The organism is Rhizobium sp. CFBP 8752, assembly GCF_014842035.1.
Lineage (GTDB): Bacteria > Pseudomonadota > Alphaproteobacteria > Rhizobiales > Rhizobiaceae > Neorhizobium > Neorhizobium soli.
Genome location: NZ_JACYUZ010000001.1, coordinates 1,969,073 through 1,988,933 on the forward strand (window position 1 = coordinate 1,969,073; position 19,861 = coordinate 1,988,933).

14 protein-coding genes are annotated in these 19,861 nt (G+C 60.0%); 9 read left to right on the forward strand and 5 right to left on the reverse strand.

Annotated elements, in window-relative coordinates; translation table 11 throughout:
• Nucleotides 1-169: 169 nt before the first annotated feature.
• The 5 genes from topA (at nt 170) to rpmG (ending at nt 7,245) form a co-directional block, all read left to right on the forward strand.
• Complete coding sequence (gene topA, locus IFT59_RS09570) at nt 170-2,899, forward strand: type I DNA topoisomerase (protein ID WP_192086699.1); 2,730 nt, start codon at nt 170-172, stop codon at nt 2,897-2,899.
• Nucleotides 2,896-5,259 carry a ribonuclease R gene (rnr, locus tag IFT59_RS09575; RefSeq protein WP_192086700.1) on the forward strand — a complete coding sequence of 788 codons (2,364 nt, stop codon included), beginning with the start codon at nt 2,896-2,898 and terminating at the stop codon, nt 5,257-5,259. The genes topA and rnr overlap by 4 nt, the downstream gene beginning before the upstream one ends.
• A 2-nt stretch (nt 5,260-5,261) precedes the next feature.
• Nucleotides 5,262-5,717: a DUF983 domain-containing protein gene (locus IFT59_RS09580; protein WP_113167085.1), complete on the forward strand. Its 456-nt coding sequence runs from the start codon at nt 5,262-5,264 to the stop codon at nt 5,715-5,717.
• 86 nt (nt 5,718-5,803) lie between these two features.
• The gene (locus IFT59_RS09585; RefSeq protein ID WP_062580028.1) at nt 5,804-6,988 is read left to right on the forward strand and encodes an MFS transporter; all 1,185 of its coding nucleotides are present in this window, start codon (nt 5,804-5,806) and stop codon (nt 6,986-6,988) included.
• An 89-nt stretch (nt 6,989-7,077) separates the two neighbouring features.
• Entirely contained in the window at nt 7,078-7,245 is a 168-nt protein-coding gene (rpmG, locus tag IFT59_RS09590) for a 50S ribosomal protein L33 (protein WP_007626161.1), read from the forward strand.
• 756 nt (nt 7,246-8,001) lie between these two features.
• Here rpmG and IFT59_RS09595 read toward each other — a convergent pair.
• A complete protein-coding gene (locus IFT59_RS09595) occupies nt 8,002-9,381 on the reverse strand; it encodes a PleD family two-component system response regulator (RefSeq protein WP_062453214.1) in 1,380 nt (459 codons plus the stop codon).
• A gap of 14 nt (nt 9,382-9,395) precedes the next feature.
• Entirely contained in the window at nt 9,396-9,767 is a 372-nt protein-coding gene (locus IFT59_RS09600) for a response regulator (RefSeq protein ID WP_062453215.1), read from the reverse strand.
• 133 nt (nt 9,768-9,900) lie between these two features.
• Between IFT59_RS09600 and IFT59_RS09605 the strand changes: the two genes are divergently transcribed.
• The 4 genes from IFT59_RS09605 to IFT59_RS09620 all read left to right on the forward strand — a co-directional run bounded on the left by IFT59_RS09605 (nt 9,901) and on the right by IFT59_RS09620 (nt 13,747).
• Nucleotides 9,901-10,209 (forward strand): DUF3572 domain-containing protein, encoded by a 309-nt coding sequence (locus tag IFT59_RS09605; RefSeq protein WP_062453216.1) that lies wholly within the window; start codon nt 9,901-9,903, stop codon nt 10,207-10,209.
• A gap of 1 nt (nt 10,210) precedes the next feature.
• Nucleotides 10,211-10,891 (forward strand): hypothetical protein, encoded by a 681-nt coding sequence (locus IFT59_RS09610; protein ID WP_192086701.1) that lies wholly within the window; start codon nt 10,211-10,213, stop codon nt 10,889-10,891.
• Nucleotides 10,892-10,971: 80 nt separating this feature from the next.
• Nucleotides 10,972-12,264, forward strand: a complete 1,293-nt coding sequence (locus tag IFT59_RS09615) for a DNA polymerase IV (protein ID WP_192086702.1) — start codon at nt 10,972-10,974, stop codon at nt 12,262-12,264.
• A gap of 118 nt (nt 12,265-12,382) precedes the next feature.
• Nucleotides 12,383-13,747 (forward strand): L,D-transpeptidase family protein, encoded by a 1,365-nt coding sequence (locus IFT59_RS09620; protein WP_192086703.1) that lies wholly within the window; start codon nt 12,383-12,385, stop codon nt 13,745-13,747.
• A gap of 21 nt (nt 13,748-13,768) precedes the next feature.
• Here the strand turns inward: IFT59_RS09620 and dnaE are convergent, their stop codons facing one another.
• From dnaE to IFT59_RS09635, 3 genes are all read right to left on the reverse strand, one after another.
• The gene (gene dnaE / locus IFT59_RS09625) at nt 13,769-17,260 is read right to left on the reverse strand and encodes a DNA polymerase III subunit alpha (protein WP_092661998.1); all 3,492 of its coding nucleotides are present in this window, start codon (nt 17,258-17,260) and stop codon (nt 13,769-13,771) included.
• A gap of 511 nt (nt 17,261-17,771) precedes the next feature.
• Nucleotides 17,772-18,461, reverse strand: a complete 690-nt coding sequence (locus IFT59_RS09630; protein WP_062453220.1) for an ABC transporter ATP-binding protein — start codon at nt 18,459-18,461, stop codon at nt 17,772-17,774.
• A 6-nt stretch (nt 18,462-18,467) separates the two neighbouring features.
• Nucleotides 18,468-19,775, reverse strand: coding sequence for a lipoprotein-releasing ABC transporter permease subunit (locus IFT59_RS09635; RefSeq protein ID WP_062453221.1), 1,308 nt, complete (start codon nt 19,773-19,775; stop codon nt 18,468-18,470).
• Nucleotides 19,776-19,861 lie beyond the last annotated feature (86 nt).

Below are 19,861 nucleotides of genomic sequence, written 5' to 3' on the forward strand. Positions count from 1 at the left end.
TTATTTAAGATTGCAACTAATTGCACATCACTCTCAGGTTGCAGTTCGTTGTATCCTACTAATTAACGATGACCTCTTGACCCCGGGACAAACGCCCGCCATGTCGGGAGACCAGATTTCCGCCTGGATCGTTACGAGACCGGGCAAAGCTCTATTGCAGAGAAACAAGATGAATGTAGTCATTGTAGAATCTCCAGCCAAAGCCAAGACCATCAACAAGTATCTTGGCTCGGGTTACAAGGTTCTCGCGTCTTTCGGCCACGTCCGCGACCTTCCTGCCAAGGACGGGTCGGTTTTGCCTGACCAGGACTTCGAGATGCTCTGGGAAGTCGACAGCGCATCCCAGAAGCGGATGAAGGATATTGCCGACGCCGTGAAGGGTTCGGACGCCGTTTATCTCGCGACCGACCCGGATCGCGAGGGTGAAGCGATTTCCTGGCATGTCCTCGACCTTTTGAAGAAGAAGAAGGTGATCGGCGATAAGCTGGTGAAGCGCGTCGTATTCAACGCCATCACCAAGAAGGCGGTTCTCGATGCGATGGCCAACCCGCGCGATATCGACGTGCCGCTGGTAGACGCGTATCTCGCCCGCCGCGCGCTCGACTATCTCGTCGGCTTCAACCTGTCTCCGGTCCTGTGGCGCAAGCTTCCGGGTGCCCGTTCTGCCGGCCGTGTGCAGTCGGTCGCGCTTCGCCTCGTCTGCGACCGCGAAACCGAGATCGAGCGCTTCGTTTCGGAAGAATACTGGAATATCTCTGCGCTTCTGAAGACACCGCGAGGCGATGAGTTCCTGGCCAAGCTGGTGCAGGCCGACGGCAAGCGTCTGCAGGGCAAATCGATCACGAACGGCGAGGAAGCCGGCCGCCTGAAGACGCTGCTCGATGGCGCCGCCTATAGCGTCGAGACCGTTGAAGCGAAGCCGGTCAAGCGCAATCCGGGCCCTCCGTTCACCACGTCGAGCCTGCAGCAGGCCGCGTCCTCGAACATCGGCTTCGGCGCGTCGCGCACGATGCAGGTCGCGCAGAAGCTTTATGAAGGTATCGATATCGGTGGCGAGACCGTAGGTCTCATTACCTACATGCGTACCGATGGCGTTCAGATGGCACCCGAGGCGATCGAGCAGGCGCGTAGCGCCATCGTCGAGCAGTTCGGCCCGCGTTACATGCCCGAAAAGCCGCGCTTCTACTCCACCAAGGCGAAGAATGCGCAGGAAGCCCACGAAGCAATCCGCCCGACCGACTTCAACCGCACGCCGGACAAGGTTCGCCAGTATCTTGATGCCGATCAGGCGCGTCTCTACGAGCTGATCTGGAAGCGCGGCATTGCCAGCCAGATGGCATCTGCCGAGATGGAACGCACAACCGTGGAGATCTCGGCGACAAACGGCGCAGATAAGGCTGGCCTGCGGGCCGTCGGTTCGGTCGTGCGTTTCGACGGCTTCCTCGGCGCCTATGTGGACCGCCGCGAAGAGGATGACAAAAGCGAGGACGACGACGAAGACGGTCGCCTGCCCGAGATCAACGCTGGCGAAAAGCTCGACAAGAACAAGGTCAACTCGAGCCAGCATTTCACTGAGCCACCACCGCGCTATTCGGAAGCATCGCTGATCAAGAAGATGGAAGAGCTCGGCATCGGCCGTCCTTCCACCTATGCCGCGACGCTGAAGACGCTGTCCGATCGCGAATACGTGATCATGGACAAGCGCAAGCTGATCCCGCATTCCAAGGGACGGCTGGTCACGGCGTTCCTCGAGAACTTCTTCACGAAATACGTCGAATACGATTTCACGGCCGATCTCGAAGAGAAGCTCGACAGGATCTCGGCTGGCGAACTGGACTGGAAGCAGGTTCTGCGGGAGTTCTGGCAGGACTTCTTCGGCCAGATCGAAGACACCAAGGAACTGCGCGTCACCAACGTGCTGGATGCTTTGAACGAAGCGCTGGCACCGCTGGTCTTCCCGAAGCGGGAAGACGGTTCGGATCCGCGTATCTGCCAGGTCTGCGGCACCGGCAACCTGTCGCTGAAGCTCGGCAAGTACGGCGCATTCGTCGGCTGCTCGAACTATCCGGAGTGCAACTTCACCCGTCAGTTGTCGTCCGAAGGCGGCGCGGATGCGGAAGCTTCCGGCCTCAACGAACCGAAGGAACTTGGGACCGATCCGATGACCGGCGAGCAGCTGACGCTGCGGTCGGGTCGTTTCGGACCTTATATCCAGCGCGGCGACGGCAAGGAAGCCAAGCGTTCCTCGCTGCCCAAGGGCTGGCTGCCTGACGATATCGACCACGAAAAGGCGCTGGCACTGATCAACCTGCCGCGCGACGTGGGCAAGCATCCGGAATCGGGCAAGATGATTTCGGCAGGTCTTGGCCGTTACGGGCCGTTCCTGCTGCATGACGGTGGCTATGCGAACCTGGAAACGATCGAGGACGTGTTCTCGATCGGTCTCAACCGCGCCATCACCGTGATTGCCGAGAAAAAGGAAAAAGGCCCCGGCGGACGCGGTCGTGGCACACCGGCAGCGCTCAAGGACCTTGGCGCGCATCCGGACGGCGGCGCGATCACCGTGCGCGACGGCAAATACGGGCCTTACGTCAACTGGGCCAAGGTCAATGCCACGCTGCCGAAGGGCATGGACCCGCAGTCGGTAACGATGGAACAGGCGATGGCGCTGATCATCGAAAAGGGCGGCAAGGCATCGTCGGACAAGGCCAAGGCGAAAGCGCCTGCCAAGAAGGCCACAGCAAAAAAGGCTGCTGCCAAGACAGAGGCGGACGCAACGACCGAGACCGCCACAAAGAAGTCGCCTGCCAAGGCTAAGACCGCAGCCAAGAAGGCGCCTGCCAAGAAGGCACCTGCCAAAAAGACAACCGCATCGAAGGCGAAGAAGACGGACACGTGAGAGAACCGAACGAGCGATCCAATCGCCAGCAGAAACGCGCCGCGAAGGCTGACCGTGGCGACAGCCAGTCGGCGAGCAGACCGGTAATTGTCCAGGGTGCGGTTCCTCCGCGCGATGTGCTGCTCCAGTTCATCGCTGACAATCCCGACAAGGGCTCGAAACGGGAGGTTGCCAAGGCTTTCGGCCTGAAAGGCGATACGCGGATCGAGCTCAAGGATCTGCTGCATTCGCTCGAGGAAGACGGTCTTCTCACCAAGAACCGCAAGTCGCTCTCGCGTCCGGGCGCCCTGCCCCCGGTCACCGTGCTCGACATCACCACCCGCGACAAGGATGGCGAACTGATCGGCCGGCCGACGGAATGGCCGGAGGATCTGGGTGCTGCCCCTGCCGTGCTCATCCGTCAGTCGCATGACAGCCGCGGAAAGGGCAAGGCGCCAGCCGCGGGTCTCAACGATCGCATTCTGGCAAAGATCTTCCCGAACAAGGACCGCTCAGGTCCGGCCTATACGGCCCGCGTCATCAAGGTCATCGACAAGCGCCGCGGCGCGGCCCTCGGCGTCGTCCAGAGACTGGCTGACGGCGAAATGCGTCTTCTGCCGACCGAGAGGCGCGGCGAGGAAATGGTGATCGAACCCGAGGACATTGGAGACGCCAAGGACGGCGACCTGGTCGAGTCGGAAGTCGTTCGCAACGGCCGGTTCGGCCTGCCCCGCGCCCGCGTCCTCAACATTGTCGGTTCCGTCGGTTCCGAAAAGGCGATCTCGATGATCGCCATCTATTCGCACGGCATTCCGCACATCTTCCCGAACGAGGTGATGGAAGAAGCGCAAGCTGCAAAGCCGGCGAGCATGTCGAAGCGCGAAGACTGGCGCGACGTGCCGCTCCTGACGATCGATCCCGCCGACGCCAAGGATCACGACGACGCTGTTTATGCCGAGCCAGACACCTCGCCCGACAATCCGGGCGGCGTCATCGTCACCGTCGCGATCGCCGATGTCTCCTGGTATGTCCGCACCGGCAAGCCGCTCGACCGCGAGGCGCAGAAGCGCGGCAATTCCGTCTACTTCCCCGACCGCGTCGTACCGATGCTGCCGGAACGCATTTCCAACGATCTCTGCTCGCTGCGTGAGGGCGAAGACCGGCCGGCGCTTGCCGTGCGCATGGTCTTTTCCAAGGAAGGCCGCAAGGCCGGCCATACGTTCCACCGCATCATGATGAAAAGTGCGGCCAAGCTCTCCTACCAGCAGGCTCAGGCCGCCATCAACGGCGAGACCGACGACAAGACCGGTCCGTTGCTGGAGCCTGTCCTGAAGCCGCTGTGGGACGCCTACCGGATCATGACGATCGGCCGCGACCGTCGACAGCCGCTCGAACTCGATATGCCCGAGCGCAAGATCATGCTGAAGCCGGATGGCACGGTGGATCGTGTGATCGTGCCAGAGAGGCTCGACGCGCATCGGCTCATCGAAGAGATGATGATCCAGGCAAACGTCTGCGCCGCCGAAACGCTCGAGAAGAAGAAGCAGTCGCTGATCTACCGTATCCATGATGGCCCCTCGCTTGCCAAGCAGGAGACGCTGCGCGAGTTCCTGAACACGCTCGGCATTTCGATGGCTCGCGGCGGCCAGATGCGCTCCAACTCGTTCAACGGCATCCTGTCGCAGGCACAGGGCACGCCGCACCAGATCATGGTCAACGAGATGGTGCTGCGCTCGCAGAGCCAGGCGGTCTACAGCCCTGACAATATAGGCCATTTCGGCCTCAACCTGATGAAATACGCGCATTTCACCTCGCCGATCCGGCGCTATGCGGATTTGATCGTGCATCGCGCGCTGGTTGGGTCGCTCGGCCTCGGCGAAGGTGGAATCACGCCGGGCGAAGAAGCCCAGCTCGAAGACATCGCGGCAGAGATCTCCACCTTCGAGCGCCGCGCCATGGCGGCCGAACGCGACACGGTAAACCGTCTTGTGGCGCACCACCTTTCGACGAAGATCGGCGAGGAGTTCCAGGGCCGCGTGTCCGGCGTGACCAAGGCAGGCCTGTTCGTGGCCCTGCCGACCTATGGCGCCGATGGTTTCGTGCCGGTGTCAACGATCGGCGACGATTACTATATCTATGACGAGGCGCATCAGGCGCTAACAGGCGAACGTTCCGGTCTCGGCTACCAGATCGGCGATACCGTCGATGTGAAGCTGAAGGCGGCAGTTCCGCTTGCCGGTGCGCTTCAGTTTGAAATGCTGAGCGAAGGCAAGAAGCTGCCGGGCGGCGCCCGCTCGTTCCACAAGTCTGCACGACGAGACAAATCTGGCGGACGGCCCAAAAAGCTAGGTACGCGCCCCTTCCGTGGCGGCAGGAGATAGCAATGCAGTCAGATGGCGAACAGACGGTCCGCTTCGGCGGGTCGGACCCGGTCGATCGACCTCTTGGCCGATCCATCAAACGGGGCCTCACCTGTCGCTGTCCTGCCTGTGGAGAGGGCCGGCTTTTCCGTGCCTTCCTGAAGCCAGTCGATCATTGTTCCGTCTGCGGTGAAGATATCTCCCACCATCGTGCAGACGACCTTCCGGCCTATCTCGTCATCGTCGTGGTTGGTCACGTGCTGATGACCGGCTACATGCTGACCGATATGATCCTGCGTGTCTCTCCTTGGGTCCACCTCGCCATCTGGGCACCGCTTGCGGTGCTTGCCGCCATCGCGACGATCCAGCCCATCAAGGGCGGTGTCATCGGCCTGCAATGGGCAAACCGCATGCATGGGTTCGGCGGCGGCGAGGACGGGACCGATTCGACCAGCGGTCCGAGCAACAGACCGAACTGATCATGGACCACCGTTCGTTACCACCTTCCCGTCCTATTTCATGCGTACGGACGTCCAGTCCGAAGCCGACTTGTAAGGAAGTCTGAATGCCTCAGCCGACGACCGACGAAAACGGCCATGTCGCGGAGATCCACTGGCCATCCCTGATCGCAGCCACCGCCGCCGTCAGCGCCGTGGGAATAGCCATGGGGCTCGGCCTGCCGCTGCTGAGCATCATCCTTGAAAAACGCGGCATCTCATCGACGCTGATCGGGTTGAACGCTGCCATGGCAGGCGTTGCAGCCATGGTTGCCGCCCCGATCACGACGAAATGTGCTCATGACTTTGGTGTGGCGCGCAGCATGATGATCGCCGTGGTGATCGCCGCCGTCAGCGCCATCTGTTTCTACTACGCCGACCAATTCTGGATGTGGTTTCCACTACGCTTTACGTTCCATGGCGCGACCACGGCTCTGTTCATCCTGTCCGAATTCTGGATCAATGAAGCCGCGCCACCCAGACGACGCGGATTGGTCCTCGGCATATACGCAACGGTGCTGGCGGTCGGGTTTGCGATCGGGCCGATGCTGTTTTCGCTTCTCGGCAGCGATGGCGTGCTTCCGTTCATCGTCGGCGCACTCATTATCATGACGGCCATCATACCGATCTTTCTCGCCCGTCACGAAAGCCCGAAGCTAGACAGCAAGCCCGAGCGGCACTTCTTCCACTATATATTCCTCGTTCCCAGTGCGACGGCAGCCGTCTTTGCCTTTGGTGCAGTCTCGGTTGGCGGACTGTCGCTGTTTCCGATCTATGCGTTGCGCGAACAGATGACCGAATCGCATGCGGCCATCCTCTTGACGGTGATGGGACTGGGCAACATGGCCTTCCAGATCCCGCTGGGGATGATTTCGGACCGCATGCGTGACCGCAGGCCGCTTCTGACCGGCCTCGCCGTACTGGGCGTTCTCGGCTCGCTGACGATCCCCTTCCTGATCGGCAACTGGATGATGACCGCGGTTCTCCTATTCATGTGGGGCGGCTGTATCTCCGGCCTCTATACCGTTGGCCTCGCGCATCTGGGCGCTCGCCTTCGAGGTGCCGATCTGGTCGCTGCGAATGCCGCCTTCATCTTCTGCTATGCCGTCGGCACGGTTGCAGGACCACAGGGCATCGGCGCTGCCATGGATGTCGCGGGCAATGACGGCTTTGCCTGGGCGCTGGCCGGTTTCTTCGGCTTTTACGTGGTTGTTTCGGGGGCTCGATGGTTTTTACCAACGAAACAAGGTTGACATTCTGACCGCGATTTGTAATTTCGCCCCAGATTTCGCCGTCGACCGTCTGCGTCCGCGGCTCCACTTTTCTTAAAGGCGCTAAGACCATGGCAAAAGCTACGACCATCAAGATCAAGCTGCTGTCGACGGCTGATACCGGTTTCTTCTACGTAACCACGAAGAACAGCCGTACGATGACAGACAAGATGACCAAGACGAAGTACGATCCGGTTGCCCGGAAGCACGTCGAATTCAAGGAAACCAAGATCAAGTAAGATCTGGTCACTTAAAGGCATGAAAGAAGGCGCAGGCTGATCAGCCGGGCGCCTTTTTCTTTGCCTACTGTTTTCACGCGTGAGTACCAAAACGCAAAAAGCGCCACCGTCATTTCTGACAGCGGCGCTTTGATTGGGGGTCGACCGGCTTGCAATCGCGGCACGAGGAGCCGTTGAAATTGCTTGCCAGTCGACCGACCCCACGACCCAGGAGATGCGGCGGACCTGAGCATCATGGGGTATCTCGACGTAAGCTGAAGGAACCCTTCGCCCCGTTGAAACCAAAATTGCGCAAAATCAATGGAAAATCAACACATACTTAGATCAGTACGAAACTGTTTGGATATGATGGTTAAAATCCACACGCGTCTTTGTAGAAAGACGCTATTCCGGCTCTTCAATTGTTAGGTTTATTCTGAGCCAAAGCGTTTTTAGCTTTATCCACCCTACGGTGTTTGGTGCGAGCTCGAAGATTAGCCCGGCTTCGAGACGGAAGTAAAAGGCGATTATAAATCGTCAGCGAGAAGCAGGACTTTCTCGCTTCTGTGTAGATGCTACCGTATCGTTCGGCAATGCTCAAACAAAGCACCGGTCTTCCATTCCCGTATGCGTTTTATTTGGCTTGAAGCCGCGTACGAATCGTCAAATTTAATTGAGGAAACTGGGGGACGAGCGCTTCTTTATCAAAAAGCCTCGCTGCAAGACGAAAGATATTATATTAGCGTATTTTAATATACGACGATTCTCGTGCAAATCTTAAGCGGCGGCTGCAACGACTCGGTTGCGCCCGCTGTTCTTGGCGTCGTAAAGCGCACGGTCGGCTTGTTTCAACAACTGCTCCGGCGTTTCCGCTCCACTGCGGCTGCAGGCAATCCCAAGCGAAGCTGTGATGTTCAGGCTGGCGCCAGTGCTTTTCAGCACGAACGGCGTCTGCTCGATGATGTTGCGCAATCGTTCGGCAATCAAAGCCGCGGCGGCGCTATCCGTATCGGGCATAACCACCACGAATTCCTCGCCACCGAACCGGCAGGCGAGATCCGCGCCGCGTACCGTGGACCGGATACGGGCCGCAACTTCCTTCAGCACCTCGTCACCGGCGTCGTGGCCGTGCGTGTCGTTGACCGATTTGAATCGATCGATGTCGGTGATGCAGACGGACAGCGGCCGCCCACGGGCTGTTGCGCGGGCAAACAGCACCTTCATGTGATTGTCGAGATAACGGCGATTGTGCAGACCGGTCAGGGCATCTGTCACAGCCAGTTCGATCGTATGGCGCACGCTCAACCGCAGGCGGTCGTTGTAACGCTTACGCTTGATCTGCGTCAGGGTCCGGGCCACGAGTTCATTCGGATCGATCGGCCGGATGATGTAGTCGTTGACGCCGAGATCGAGCGCCCGGACGATGACCTGGTCGTCGCCGTGTTCCGTCACCAGCAGCAGCGGCAGGAATCGGGTCCGCTCCAGCGATCGCAGTTGTGAACAGAGCCTCAGCGGATCGTAGTCATCGAAATTCGTATTGACGATCACCAGATCGAACGGGTTTTCAGCCGCTTCGAAAAGGGCTGCCTGCGGATCGGAGATGGCAGTGATATCCGCGACCGGTTTCAGCGCCCTGACGATGCGTTCCTGCGAGCTTCCGCGGCCATCGACCAGTAGGACCTGCGCGACGTCGTCCTGAGCGTCCTGCCCCGCTGCACTCTTCATCATGTCCTGCAGCGTGAGATCCTGCGCGGTGTCGGACCGGATGCGCAGCTCGTCACTCAGCGTCTTCAGCCGCACGAGGCTTTTGACACGGGAAATCAGCTGCAGGTCGTTGACCGGCTTGGTCAGAAAATCGTCGGCACCGGCTTTCAGGCCGCGCACGCGGTCGGAGGGCTGGTCCAGCGCGGTGACCATGACAACAGGGATATGGGATGTCCGCGGATTGGCTTTCAGCCGCTCGCAGACTTCGAACCCGTCAATGCCCGGCATCATGATGTCGAGCAGGATGACATCGACATGGGCCTGTTCACAGATCGCCAGCGCCTTGTAGCCGTCATCGGCAGTCAAAACGTCGAAATATTCCGCAAGCAGGCGTGCCTCGAGCAGCTTCACGTTTGCGGGAATGTCGTCGACTACCAGGATCCGTGCCGTCATGTCATTCTCCGACCTTACGCGTCGCCAAGATACGTCTTGATGGTCTCGATGAACTTCGGCACCGAGATGGGCTTCGAAACATAGGCTTCGCACCCGCCCTGTCGGATTCGTTCCTCGTCGCCCTTCATCGCGAATGCGGTGACGGCGATGACCGGTATGACGTGCAGTTCGTCGTCTTCCTTCAGCCACTTGGTCACTTCCAGACCCGATACTTCGGGCAGCTGGATATCCATCAGGATCAGATCCGGACGGTGACGGCGGGCAAGATCCAACGCCTCCATGCCATTGCGCGTCTGGATCGTCTCGTAGCCGGACGCTTCGATCAAATCGCGGAAGAGCTTCATGTTCAGCTCGTTGTCTTCGACAATCATGACCCGTTTGGGCATGTCGATCCGTTCCTTAAATCGCGCCTTGCAAGCGTGCGTTCAGTCTATAAGCTTTCCGAACACGAGATTCTTTAAGCCACTAGCGGCACACGTTAAGGGCATTTGGTTGAGAAATAGGTAACTTGAGCAGGCGATGAGGTTCGATCCGTTGAATAACAAGGCACCCGCCGCAGCCCCCGAAGAGACGGCCGGCGCAATCCTCAGCTGGCTTGCGGACGAGCCTGACATGTTCTCCCGGTTTCTGGCGCTTTCCGGTCTCCAGCCCGGCCAACTTCGTTCTGTGATCGACGATCCGGGCTTTCTGGGCGGCATGATCGATTTTCTGATGAGCCACGAGCCAACGCTGATGGCATTTTGCGAAGCGACGAACACGAGACCGGAAACGGTTGCCGCAGCGTCACACTATTATTCCAAGCCTGCACTCGATTCGGGCGACTACTGAGATGGAGAACTCTTCCGGCGTTGCCCTCGATTTCTCCCATGTCCAACTGGGCGACCGCCCGCTGGTCGTATGCGACGTCGATGACGTCGTTCTGGACTTCGCGGCACCTTTCACCGAGTTCATCAAGGCAGAGGGGCTGGAGCTGCTGCCGCGCTCCTTCCGCCTCACCGGCAATATCGTTTCGGTCGAAACGCAGGTCCCTATCGAGGAAGCGGACGTCAAACGCCTGATCGGCGCGTTCTTCGACCGCCAAGAAGACTGGCAGACGCCCTCTGCGCTTTCGATCGAGACCCTTAAGGCGATCGGTAAGGCTGCAGACGTCATCTTCCTCACTGCCATGCCGCCACGCTATCAGGAACAGCGTCGCCGGCTTCTCGACCGGCTCGACCTCACCTTCCCTCTCGTCGCGACTGAGGAAAAGAAAGGCCCTGTCATGCAGATGATCCATGCCGCGCGCCCCCTTCCCTCGGTCTTTATCGATGACATGGCCCACAACCTGCATTCGGTCCGCGACCACGTCGAGAACTGCCTGCTGATCCACATGATGCCGGACAGTCCTCTGCACCAGCTTGCTCCGAAGCCTGATCAACCGATCGTCCGGGCCACAGACTGGCCGCATGCCGCAGAGATGATCGACGCCTACATCCTGTCCCACATCCCGCATCATCGAACCGCAAAATAGTGGTTGAAGGATGTGCGTTCTACTCTTGAGAGGTTGCAGCTTACGGCCTATTGTCGGAATGTTCAACCTTTGTTCCGCCGATGACCGTCGTACCAAATCACAAGCCCGGCTTCTGTCGAGACTGCTTTGCCGAGCAGAAGGCAGAGGTGCGACGGTGTCGCGCCTGCGGCAGTCCACGGCTGGTGTATCACCGCGAACTTCATGACCTGACGCTTGCCCATATCGACTGCGATGCCTTTTACGCCACCATCGAGAAACGCGACGACCCGAGCCTGGCCGACAAGCCGGTGATCATTGGCGGCGGAAGGCGCGGCGTGGTGTCGACCGCCTGCTACATCGCCCGCATCAGCGGCGTCCGGTCGGCAATGCCGATGTTCAAGGCGCTCGAACTCTGCCCGGATGCGGTCGTCATCAAGCCGAACATGGAGAAATACGTCACTGCCGGCCGACAGGTGCGGCAGATGATGATGGATTTGACGCCGCTGGTGCAGCCGATCTCGATCGACGAGGCGTTTCTGGAACTGGCAGGCACCCAGCGTCTGCACCACGATCAGCCCAGCCGCATTCTCGCAAAGCTCGCAAAACGCGTCGAATCCGAGATTGGCATCAGTATTTCCGTCGGGCTCTCCTACTGCAAGTTCCTCGCCAAGGTCGCTTCCGACCTCGAAAAGCCGCGCGGTTTTTCGGTGATCGGTCGCGCAGAAGCCGTGGAGTTTCTGGCCACCCGGCCGGTCACGACGATCTGGGGCGTCGGCCGGGCTTTTGATGCGACGCTTGAGGCGGACGGCATCCGCACCATCGGGCAGCTGCAAGCCATGAAAGAGGCCGACCTGATGCGCCGCTACGGCACGATGGGCCAGCGCCTCTATCGTTTGTCTCACGGTATAGACGACCGCGAGGTGCATCTCAACGACCCGGCGAAAAGCGTGTCGGCCGAGACCACGTTCTTCGACGACATCTCCCGCCACGACGACCTGGTCCCGATCATGCGCCGGCTTTCGGAAAAGGTGTCTAAACGACTGAAGAGCGAGGACCTTGCAGGCCAGACGGTGGTGTTGAAATTGAAGACCGCGGAGTTCAAGAGCCGCACCCGCAACAAGCGGCTGGAAGACCCGACCCAGCTTGCCGACCGCATCTTTCGCACCGGTATCTCCATGCTGGAGCGGGAGACGGATGGTACAAAATTTCGCCTGCTCGGGATCGGCGTCACCGATCTGACCGACCCTGCCCGTGCAGATCCGCCGGATCTCGTGGATGTTCAGGCCGGACGCCGGGCGGCTGCGGAAGCGGCCATGGACAAGCTGCGTGAGAAGTTCGGAGCTGCGGCCGTCGAGACCGGCTATACGTTTGGCGACAAGCGCCGTGACCGATAGTTTCAATCAAACGTGATTAAATTTTTCCTGCTAAACTTGACGAGATCAGCGCGGATGCAAACCTTCGTTAAACCTCGCTCGGTAAAATGCGGCTCAAGTTTTGCGTATGAGGTTTAGCATGATGCGTCGCCTGGTTTTGGGGTTCTGTCTGATGTCTGCGACGATGCTGTCGCCTCCAGCGTTTGCAGCGGACAGTGTTCCCCTGCAGATCATCGTTTCCAAGGACAAGCAGTCGCTGACCGTCTACGAGGGCGAGACCGTGGTCGCCAGGTCGCGGATATCGAGCGGCAAGGCCGGGCACGATACGCCGACCGGCATCTTCTCCATCCTTGAGAAGCGGAAATACCACGAGTCGAACATCTATTCGAATGCACCGATGCCGTTCATGCAGCGAATCACCTGGTCAGGTATCGCGCTGCACGAGGGCAATGTTCCGAACTATCCAGCGTCGCACGGCTGCGTGCGCCTGCCGAGCGGTTTTGCGACCAAGCTTTACGGCCTGACCGAGCGTGGTGCGCATGTGATCGTGACCGATGCGGACGTGGTGCCGCAGCGCATCGAGGACGTCGTGCTGTTTTCGCCGCGCAAGCCTTTGCCTGCCGGCGCGCTGATGACCGATGTCGATCTTCGCACCGCATCGATCAAGGCCTCGCCGAAGAAGCCGGTGGAAGTGGCGATGAATGTCGCGCCGGCCAATCCGAACCGCGCCACGGATGCTCTTCCGACGCAGCCTGATGATCTCGAGGAAGCGCAGACGCACGCGCTGCGCATCCTGATCACGCGGCGTACCGACCGCGAGACGCTGATGGACGTCCAGAAGTTGCTGGAAGAAATGGGCTTTGAGACCGGCGGCTCCGACGGCTATGTCGGACCGCTGACCCGCAGCGCCGTTGCCGGCTTCAAGCGCTGGAAAGGCCTGAAGCAGACGGGCCCGATGATAAGCGGCGAGTTCATCGACGCGCTCTACGCCTCTGCCGGCCAGCCGAAGCCACCCGCCGGCCAGATCATGGTGCGGCAGAATTTCGAACCGCTGTTTGAGGCCCCTGTCGGCATCAAGGCGCCGGAAGTGGCCCTCGGCACGCATCTCTTCACTGTCGACAAGATCGATCGCTCGATCGAATCAGCCGATTGGCACGCGGTGACGTTGCCGAACGTGCTGTCCGATGCGACGATGAAGCGGCTGGGGATCACCGTGGCGGCCGATGCGAAACTGCCGGGTGCCGCAAAAGCCGCACTCGACCGGATCGAGATTTCGCAGGACGTTCGCGACCGGATCGAGACGCTGATGGCGGATGGGACGTCGGTCACGATCAACGACGAATCGCTTGGACCGGAGACCGGCAAGGGCACCGATTTCGTCACGCTGACCAAGTCGTCGAAAAGCGAGATGGTGGCAGTTCAGGATATTGGCTCAACGCCTGCCGCCGAGCCGCGCGCCAAGCGCAGTGTCATCCGTTACCAAGGCGGCGTCGGCCTCTACTGAGGCCAACGCCACCGCGGTCGGTTAGACCAGTTCCACATCCAGCACACCGGGCGCCGCCTTCAGAGCGGCGGCGATTTCCGGCGAGATACGATACCGTTCCGTCAGTTCCACCTCGATCTCGCGCTTGCCATCATCCTTGATGACGATAAACGAGACGAGGCCATCGCCGCGGGCATTAAGATGCCGGGCGACCGTCTTCAGCGGCCCTGAGTCGCGCACGAAGACCCGCAGCGCCTTCTGCATGCGGACCGACTGTTCCTCCAACGACTGCACCGTCTGGATCCGCAGGCCAATGCCTTCCGGACGCTCGTCGGCCTGAACGGTGATGACAAGCGATTTTCCGGGCTCAAGCAGATCGCGGTACTGAGCAAGCGCTTCGGAAAACAGCACCGCCTCGAACTGACCGGTGGAATCGGAAAACATGACGATGCCCATCTTGTTGCCGGTGCGCGTCTTGCGTTCCTGCCGACCGGTGACGGTCCCGGCAAGACGGCCGGCGGTGGCGCCTGCCCTCACCGCCGTCGAGAAGTCGGCGAAGGTCTGGACGCGCATCTTGTCGAGCACCGCACCGTAGGTATCGAGCGGATGGGCCGACAGGTAGAAGCCGAGCACCTGATACTCGCGCATCAGCATTTCCGACGGCATCCACGGATTGAAGGTTGGAAGCACGAGTTTTTCCGGACCGCTGGCCGCGCCCGAGCCGAAGAAATCGGACTGGCCGGAGACCTTCTCCTCCTGGGCGCGCTGGGCATAGCCGATGACGCGGTCCATGCCGGCGCTGAGTTGGGCGCGGTCGAAGCCGAAGCAATCGAAGGCACCCGCAGCATTCAGGCTTTCAAAGACGCGGCGGTTGATCTGCTTCGGGTCGATGCGCAGGCAGAAATCCTCGATCGACGCAAAGGGTGTGTCACCGCGAACCTCGACGATGTGATCGACGGCGTTTTCGCCGACGCCCTTGATGGCAGCGAGCGCGTAATAGATGCGGTTGTCGCCCGTCTCGAAGCGGCGGAACGAGGTCTGTACCGATGGCGGAATGACCTTGATGCCGAGCCGTCCCGCGTCTTCGCGGAAATCGTTCAGCTTTTCGGTGTTCGCCATATCGTAGGTCATCGACGCGGCGAGGAACTCGACCGGGTAATGCGCCTTCATATAGGCCGTCTGGTAGGAGACGATGGCGTAGGCGGCGGCGTGAGATTTGTTGAAGCCGTAGTTGGCGAACTTCGCCAGCAGTTCGAAGATGTTCTTCGCCTGCGGCTTCGACACACCGTTCTTGATGGCGCCACTGACAAAGCGCTCGCTCTGCTGGTCCATCTCGGCCTTGATCTTCTTGCCCATGGCGCGGCGCAGAAGGTCGGCTTCGCCGAGCGAATAGCCCGACAGGACCTGGGCGATCTGCATCACCTGTTCCTGATAGACGATGACGCCCTGGGTTTCCTTGAGCAGATAATCGATCGACGGATGGACCGATTCGATTTCTTCCTCGCCGTGCTTGCGGGCATTGTAGGTCGGGATGTTTTCCATCGGACCCGGGCGATAAAGCGCCACCAGCGCAATAATGTCCTCGATACAGTCCGGCTTCATGCCGATCAGCGCCTTGCGCATGCCGGCGCTTTCCACCTGGAACACGCCGACGGTCTCGCCGCGTGACAGCATCTGGTAGGTCAGTTCGTCATCGAGCGGGATCTTGGCGAGATCCACAACGATATCGCGCTTCTTGCAGAATTCGACCGCGGTTTTCAGAACCGTCAGCGTCTTCAGTCCGAGAAAGTCGAACTTGACCAGACCGGCCTGCTCGACCCATTTCATGTTGAACTGGGTGACCGGCATGTCGGAGCGCGGGTCGCGGTACATCGGCACCAGCTTCGACAGCGGGCGGTCACCGATGACGATACCGGCGGCGTGGGTCGAGGCGTGGCGGTAGAGACCTTCGATCTTCTGGGCGATATCGAGAAGACGGCCAACGACCGGCTCCTTGTCGACCTCTTCCTGAAACTTCGGCTCTTCCTCGATCGCCTTTGCCAAGGTGGTCGGATTGGCCGGGTTGTTGGGCACCAGTTTGCAGATGCGATCGACCTGGCCATAGGGCATTTCGAGAACGCGGCCGACGTCGCGCAGTGCTGCGCGGGCCTGCAGCGAACCGAAGGTGATGATCTGCGCCACCTGCTCGCGGCCATATTTGCGCTGCACGTAGCGGATCACTTCTTCGCGGCGATCCTGGCAGAAGTCGATGTCGAAGTCGGGCATCGAGACGCGGTCGGGATTGAGGAAGCGTTCGAACAGCAAAGAGAAGCGCAGCGGATCGACGTCGGTGATCGTCAGCGCATAGGCAACCAGCGAGCCTGCACCGGAACCGCGGCCCGGACCGACCGGGATGTTCTGCAGCTTTGCCCATTTGATGAAGTCGGCAACGATCAGGAAGTAGCCCGGAAACTTCATCTTCTCGATGACGCCGAGCTCGAAATCGAGCCGTTCGCGATAATCCTGCTCGGTGAAGCCCGCGGTGATACCGAGTTCGGCCATCCGGTTCTCGAGGCCTTCGACCGACTGACGGCGCAGCTCCGCCGTTTCGGCCCGCTCCGCTTCTGCCGGATCATCGGTGGCGCCGGTGAAGCGCGGCAGGATCGGGCTGCGGGTCTTCAGGATGAACGAGCAGCGCTTGGCGATCTCGACCGTGTTTTCGAGCGCTTCCGGCAGATCGGCGAACAGCTTTGCCATTTCGGCACGGCTCTTCAGGTAATGGTCGGGCGTCAAACGGAAACGGGTATCGTCGGATACGATCGCATTGTGCGCGACGGCCATCAGGGCATCATGAGCGTCGTAATCGGACTTGCCCGGGAAGAAGGCCTCATTGGTCGCGACCAGCGGCACATCCTGGTCGTAGGCAAGATCGATCATCCGCTGCTCATGACGGCGGTCGTAAGTGCCGTGACGCTGCAGTTCAATATACAGACGATCGCCAAAGGCCTGCTTCAATGACAGGAGGCGCGCCTTTGCGAGTACGGTGTTGCCATCCTTCATTGCCATGTCGACAGGGCCACCGGCAGCACCTGTCAGCGCGATCAGTCCTTCGGTGCCGCCATCTTCGAGCCAGGCGCGGCAGATATGCGTTGCCGCCTGCCCTTCTCCATCGAGATAGGCACGGCTGACGAGATCCACCAGCCGCTCGTATCCCTTGGCATTGGCGGCAAGCACAACGATTGCCGGCAGCTTCGCCAAATGGCCGTTGCGGCGCTCGTCTGGCTGATCCTCCATGTCAATCGACAGCTGGCAACCTATGATCGGCTGAATGCCATCACCGATGGATTTTTGGGCGAATTCCAGCGCGACGAAGAGATTGTTGGTATCGGTGACGGCGATCGCGGGCTGATTGTCCGCGATGGCCTTGGAGAGGATTTTCTTGAGCGGCAGCGCACCTTCCAGAAGCGAATAGGCGGAATGGACGCGCAGATGCACGAACTGTGGCGTCGCTCCCAAATCCTCCGATTCCGATTGTAAAGTCGCTGCGTCCGCCATCTGATACCCATTCCTTGAATCGGGTCATTGTCCGGCGCGAAGGCTTCAAAGTCGAGTCAAGAATGGTCTTCTCAACCTCTTTCCGCTTGCGCCCGCCGGCTGGGCGAGCACGGACCGGCTCACATCACCAGCATGATCATCGACAAGCTGGCAACGAAAGTTGCAATGGAGGCGAATGCGGCAATATCACGAAGAAGGTCAGTCATCGTCGTCTCACGTGTTCGTTTATGTTGGCACTTTGTTCTCTTTTCGTGCCAACGTCAATAGTAGAACAAAACGGGAATAGAAGTTTCTGACCGATGGTTAATTCTGCTTGCTGGCTGGAGGTAACCAGCGCTCCATAGGCCCATGCCGTTGCCGGCCAACGCAAGCGGTCGGCAGCCAAACGCCAGCCATCGCTGCGGATCGCTGACGTGACGTCATTCCATGGCAGCAGTGTCCATCGCACGCCCCTTCGAGGTGATGATGGACACTATCGGATCAGGGGCAGCTTTGGAAATCAGTGCGTTCGCTAGAACTCGACGACTTTGCCGCCTTCAATCGTGACGCGACGATCCATGCGGGCAGCGAGATCATGATTGTGGGTGGCAATCAGGGCAGCAAGCCCTGACTGGCGCACCAGCGCCTCAAGCGCTTCGAACACGTAGGATGCCGTCTTCGGGTCGAGATTGCCGGTGGGTTCGTCGGCCAGCAAAAGGCGGGGCGCGTTGGCCACCGCACGGGCAATCGCCACGCGCTGCTGTTCACCACCAGACAGTTCCGACGGGCGGTGTTCGCCGCGATGACCGATTCGCATGTAATCGAGAAGCTGGCCCGCGCGTTCGCGCGCTTCCCCCTTCGAAAGGCCGCCAATCAGCTGCGGCATCATGATGTTCTCGATCGCCGTGAATTCCGGCAGGAGATGGTGAAACTGGTAGACGAAGCCGATGTCGGAGCGACGGATCGAGGTGCGCTCTTCATCCGACAAACCGTTGCAGGCCCGACCGCCGATCGTCACATCGCCAGCGTCCGGATGTTCAAGCAGGCCTGCCAGATGCAAGAGCGTCGATTTGCCGGTACCGGACGGGGCGACGAGCGCCACGATCTCGCCGCTCACGAGCGAGAAGTCTGCCCCGTTGAGGATCGACAGGCTCGTCTCCCCCTGGCCGTAGTGACGTTCGACGCCTGAGAGATTGAGGACGGTTTTACGCGGGACAGCCATGGAGACCTATTCGTATCGGAGGGCCTGGACAGGATCGAGCTTCGAGGCTCTCCATGCCGGGAAAATGGTGGCGAAGAAGGACAGGACCAGCGCCATGATGACGACCGAGAAGGTCTCGCCAAAACTCATTTCGGCCGGAAGCTGGCTGAGGAAATAGAGCTCCGGATCAAACAGGATGGTGCCCGAGACCCAGGAGAAGAACTGTCGGATCGATTCGATGTTGAGGCAGACGATAACGCCGAGCGCGACGCCGGCAAACGTGCCAACGATGCCGATAGCAGCACCCGTCATGAAGAAGATCCGCATGATGGCGCCGGAACTCGCGCCCATCGTGCGCAGGATTGCGATATCGGAGCCCTTGTCCTTCACCAGCATGATCAGGCCCGAGATGATGTTGAGTGCCGCGACCAGCACGATCAGGGTCAGGATCATGAACATCACGTTGCGTTCAACCTGAAGCGCCGAGAAGAACGTCTGGTTGCGTTGGCGCCAGTCGGTAATGAAAATCTGGCGACCGGCAGCCTGCTCCACCAGCGGACGCATGTCCTCGACATTGTCGGGGTGATCGATGAACAGTTCGATCGACTGCACCAGCCCTTCGGCATTGAAATAGAGCTGCGATTCCTCAAGCGGCATGTAGATGATCGTCGCGTCGTATTCCGACATGCCGATCTCGAAAACGCCGGACACGGGATAGGATTTAACGCGCGGATTGACACCCATCGGTGTCACGTCGCCTTCGGGCGAAATCAGCGTGATCTGGTCGCCGGCCGAAATGCCGAGCTGCGAGGCAAGCCTGGAGCCGACAAGAACGCCCTGCCCCGACGCGAAGCCGACGATATCGCCCTGCTTGATATTACCAGCAACTTCCGTGACCTTCTCAAGGTCTTCCGGCCGTACGCCGCGCACAAGAGCGCCGGAACCGGCGCCACCCTTGCCGGATGCCAGCGTCTGCCCCTCGACAAGCGGCAGGGCCATCTTGACGCCGGGAACGGCAGCGAATTTCTTGGTCAGTTCGGCGTAATCGGTGAACGGCTGGTCGATCGGCTGGATCACCATGTGGCCGTTGATGCCGAGAATGCGGGAAATGAGCTCGGTGCGAAAGCCGTTCATGACCGCCATCACGATGATCAGTGTCGCGACGCCAAGCATGATGCCGACGAAAGAGAAGCCCGCGATGACCGAGATGAAGGCTTCCTTGCGGCGCGAGCGCAGGTAGCGCCAGGCGACCATTCGCTCGAACGACGAGAAAGCGCCAGCCCGCGGAGACTTGTCGACCTTCTCTGGTTCACCACTCGTCGCGATGCTCGCCATTCACGCTTCCTTACACATGGAGCGCGCGGGAGGCTTCCCGCGCTGCTGTATCAGATATGCCTGCCTAGCCTGTCGTCAGACTGGCC

Coding starts and splice junctions, on each gene's coding strand:
- IFT59_RS09610 (WP_192086701.1), top strand. CDS start 10,211: ATGGAGAACTCTTCCGGCGTTGCCCTCGATTTCTCCCATGTCCAACTG.
- IFT59_RS09635 (WP_062453221.1), bottom strand. CDS start 19,775: ATGGCGAGCATCGCGACGAGTGGTGAACCAGAGAAGGTCGACAAGTCT.
- IFT59_RS09600 (WP_062453215.1), bottom strand. CDS start 9,767: ATGCCCAAACGGGTCATGATTGTCGAAGACAACGAGCTGAACATGAAG.
- IFT59_RS09605 (WP_062453216.1), top strand. CDS start 9,901: ATGAGGTTCGATCCGTTGAATAACAAGGCACCCGCCGCAGCCCCCGAA.
- IFT59_RS09585 (WP_062580028.1), top strand. CDS start 5,804: ATGCCTCAGCCGACGACCGACGAAAACGGCCATGTCGCGGAGATCCAC.
- IFT59_RS09630 (WP_062453220.1), bottom strand. CDS start 18,461: ATGGCTGTCCCGCGTAAAACCGTCCTCAATCTCTCAGGCGTCGAACGT.
- topA (WP_192086699.1), top strand. CDS start 170: ATGAATGTAGTCATTGTAGAATCTCCAGCCAAAGCCAAGACCATCAAC.
- IFT59_RS09580 (WP_113167085.1), top strand. CDS start 5,262: ATGCAGTCAGATGGCGAACAGACGGTCCGCTTCGGCGGGTCGGACCCG.
- IFT59_RS09620 (WP_192086703.1), top strand. CDS start 12,383: ATGATGCGTCGCCTGGTTTTGGGGTTCTGTCTGATGTCTGCGACGATG.
- dnaE (WP_092661998.1), bottom strand. CDS start 17,260: ATGGCGGACGCAGCGACTTTACAATCGGAATCGGAGGATTTGGGAGCG.
- IFT59_RS09615 (WP_192086702.1), top strand. CDS start 10,972: ATGACCGTCGTACCAAATCACAAGCCCGGCTTCTGTCGAGACTGCTTT.
- rpmG (WP_007626161.1), top strand. CDS start 7,078: ATGGCAAAAGCTACGACCATCAAGATCAAGCTGCTGTCGACGGCTGAT.
- IFT59_RS09595 (WP_062453214.1), bottom strand. CDS start 9,381: ATGACGGCACGGATCCTGGTAGTCGACGACATTCCCGCAAACGTGAAG.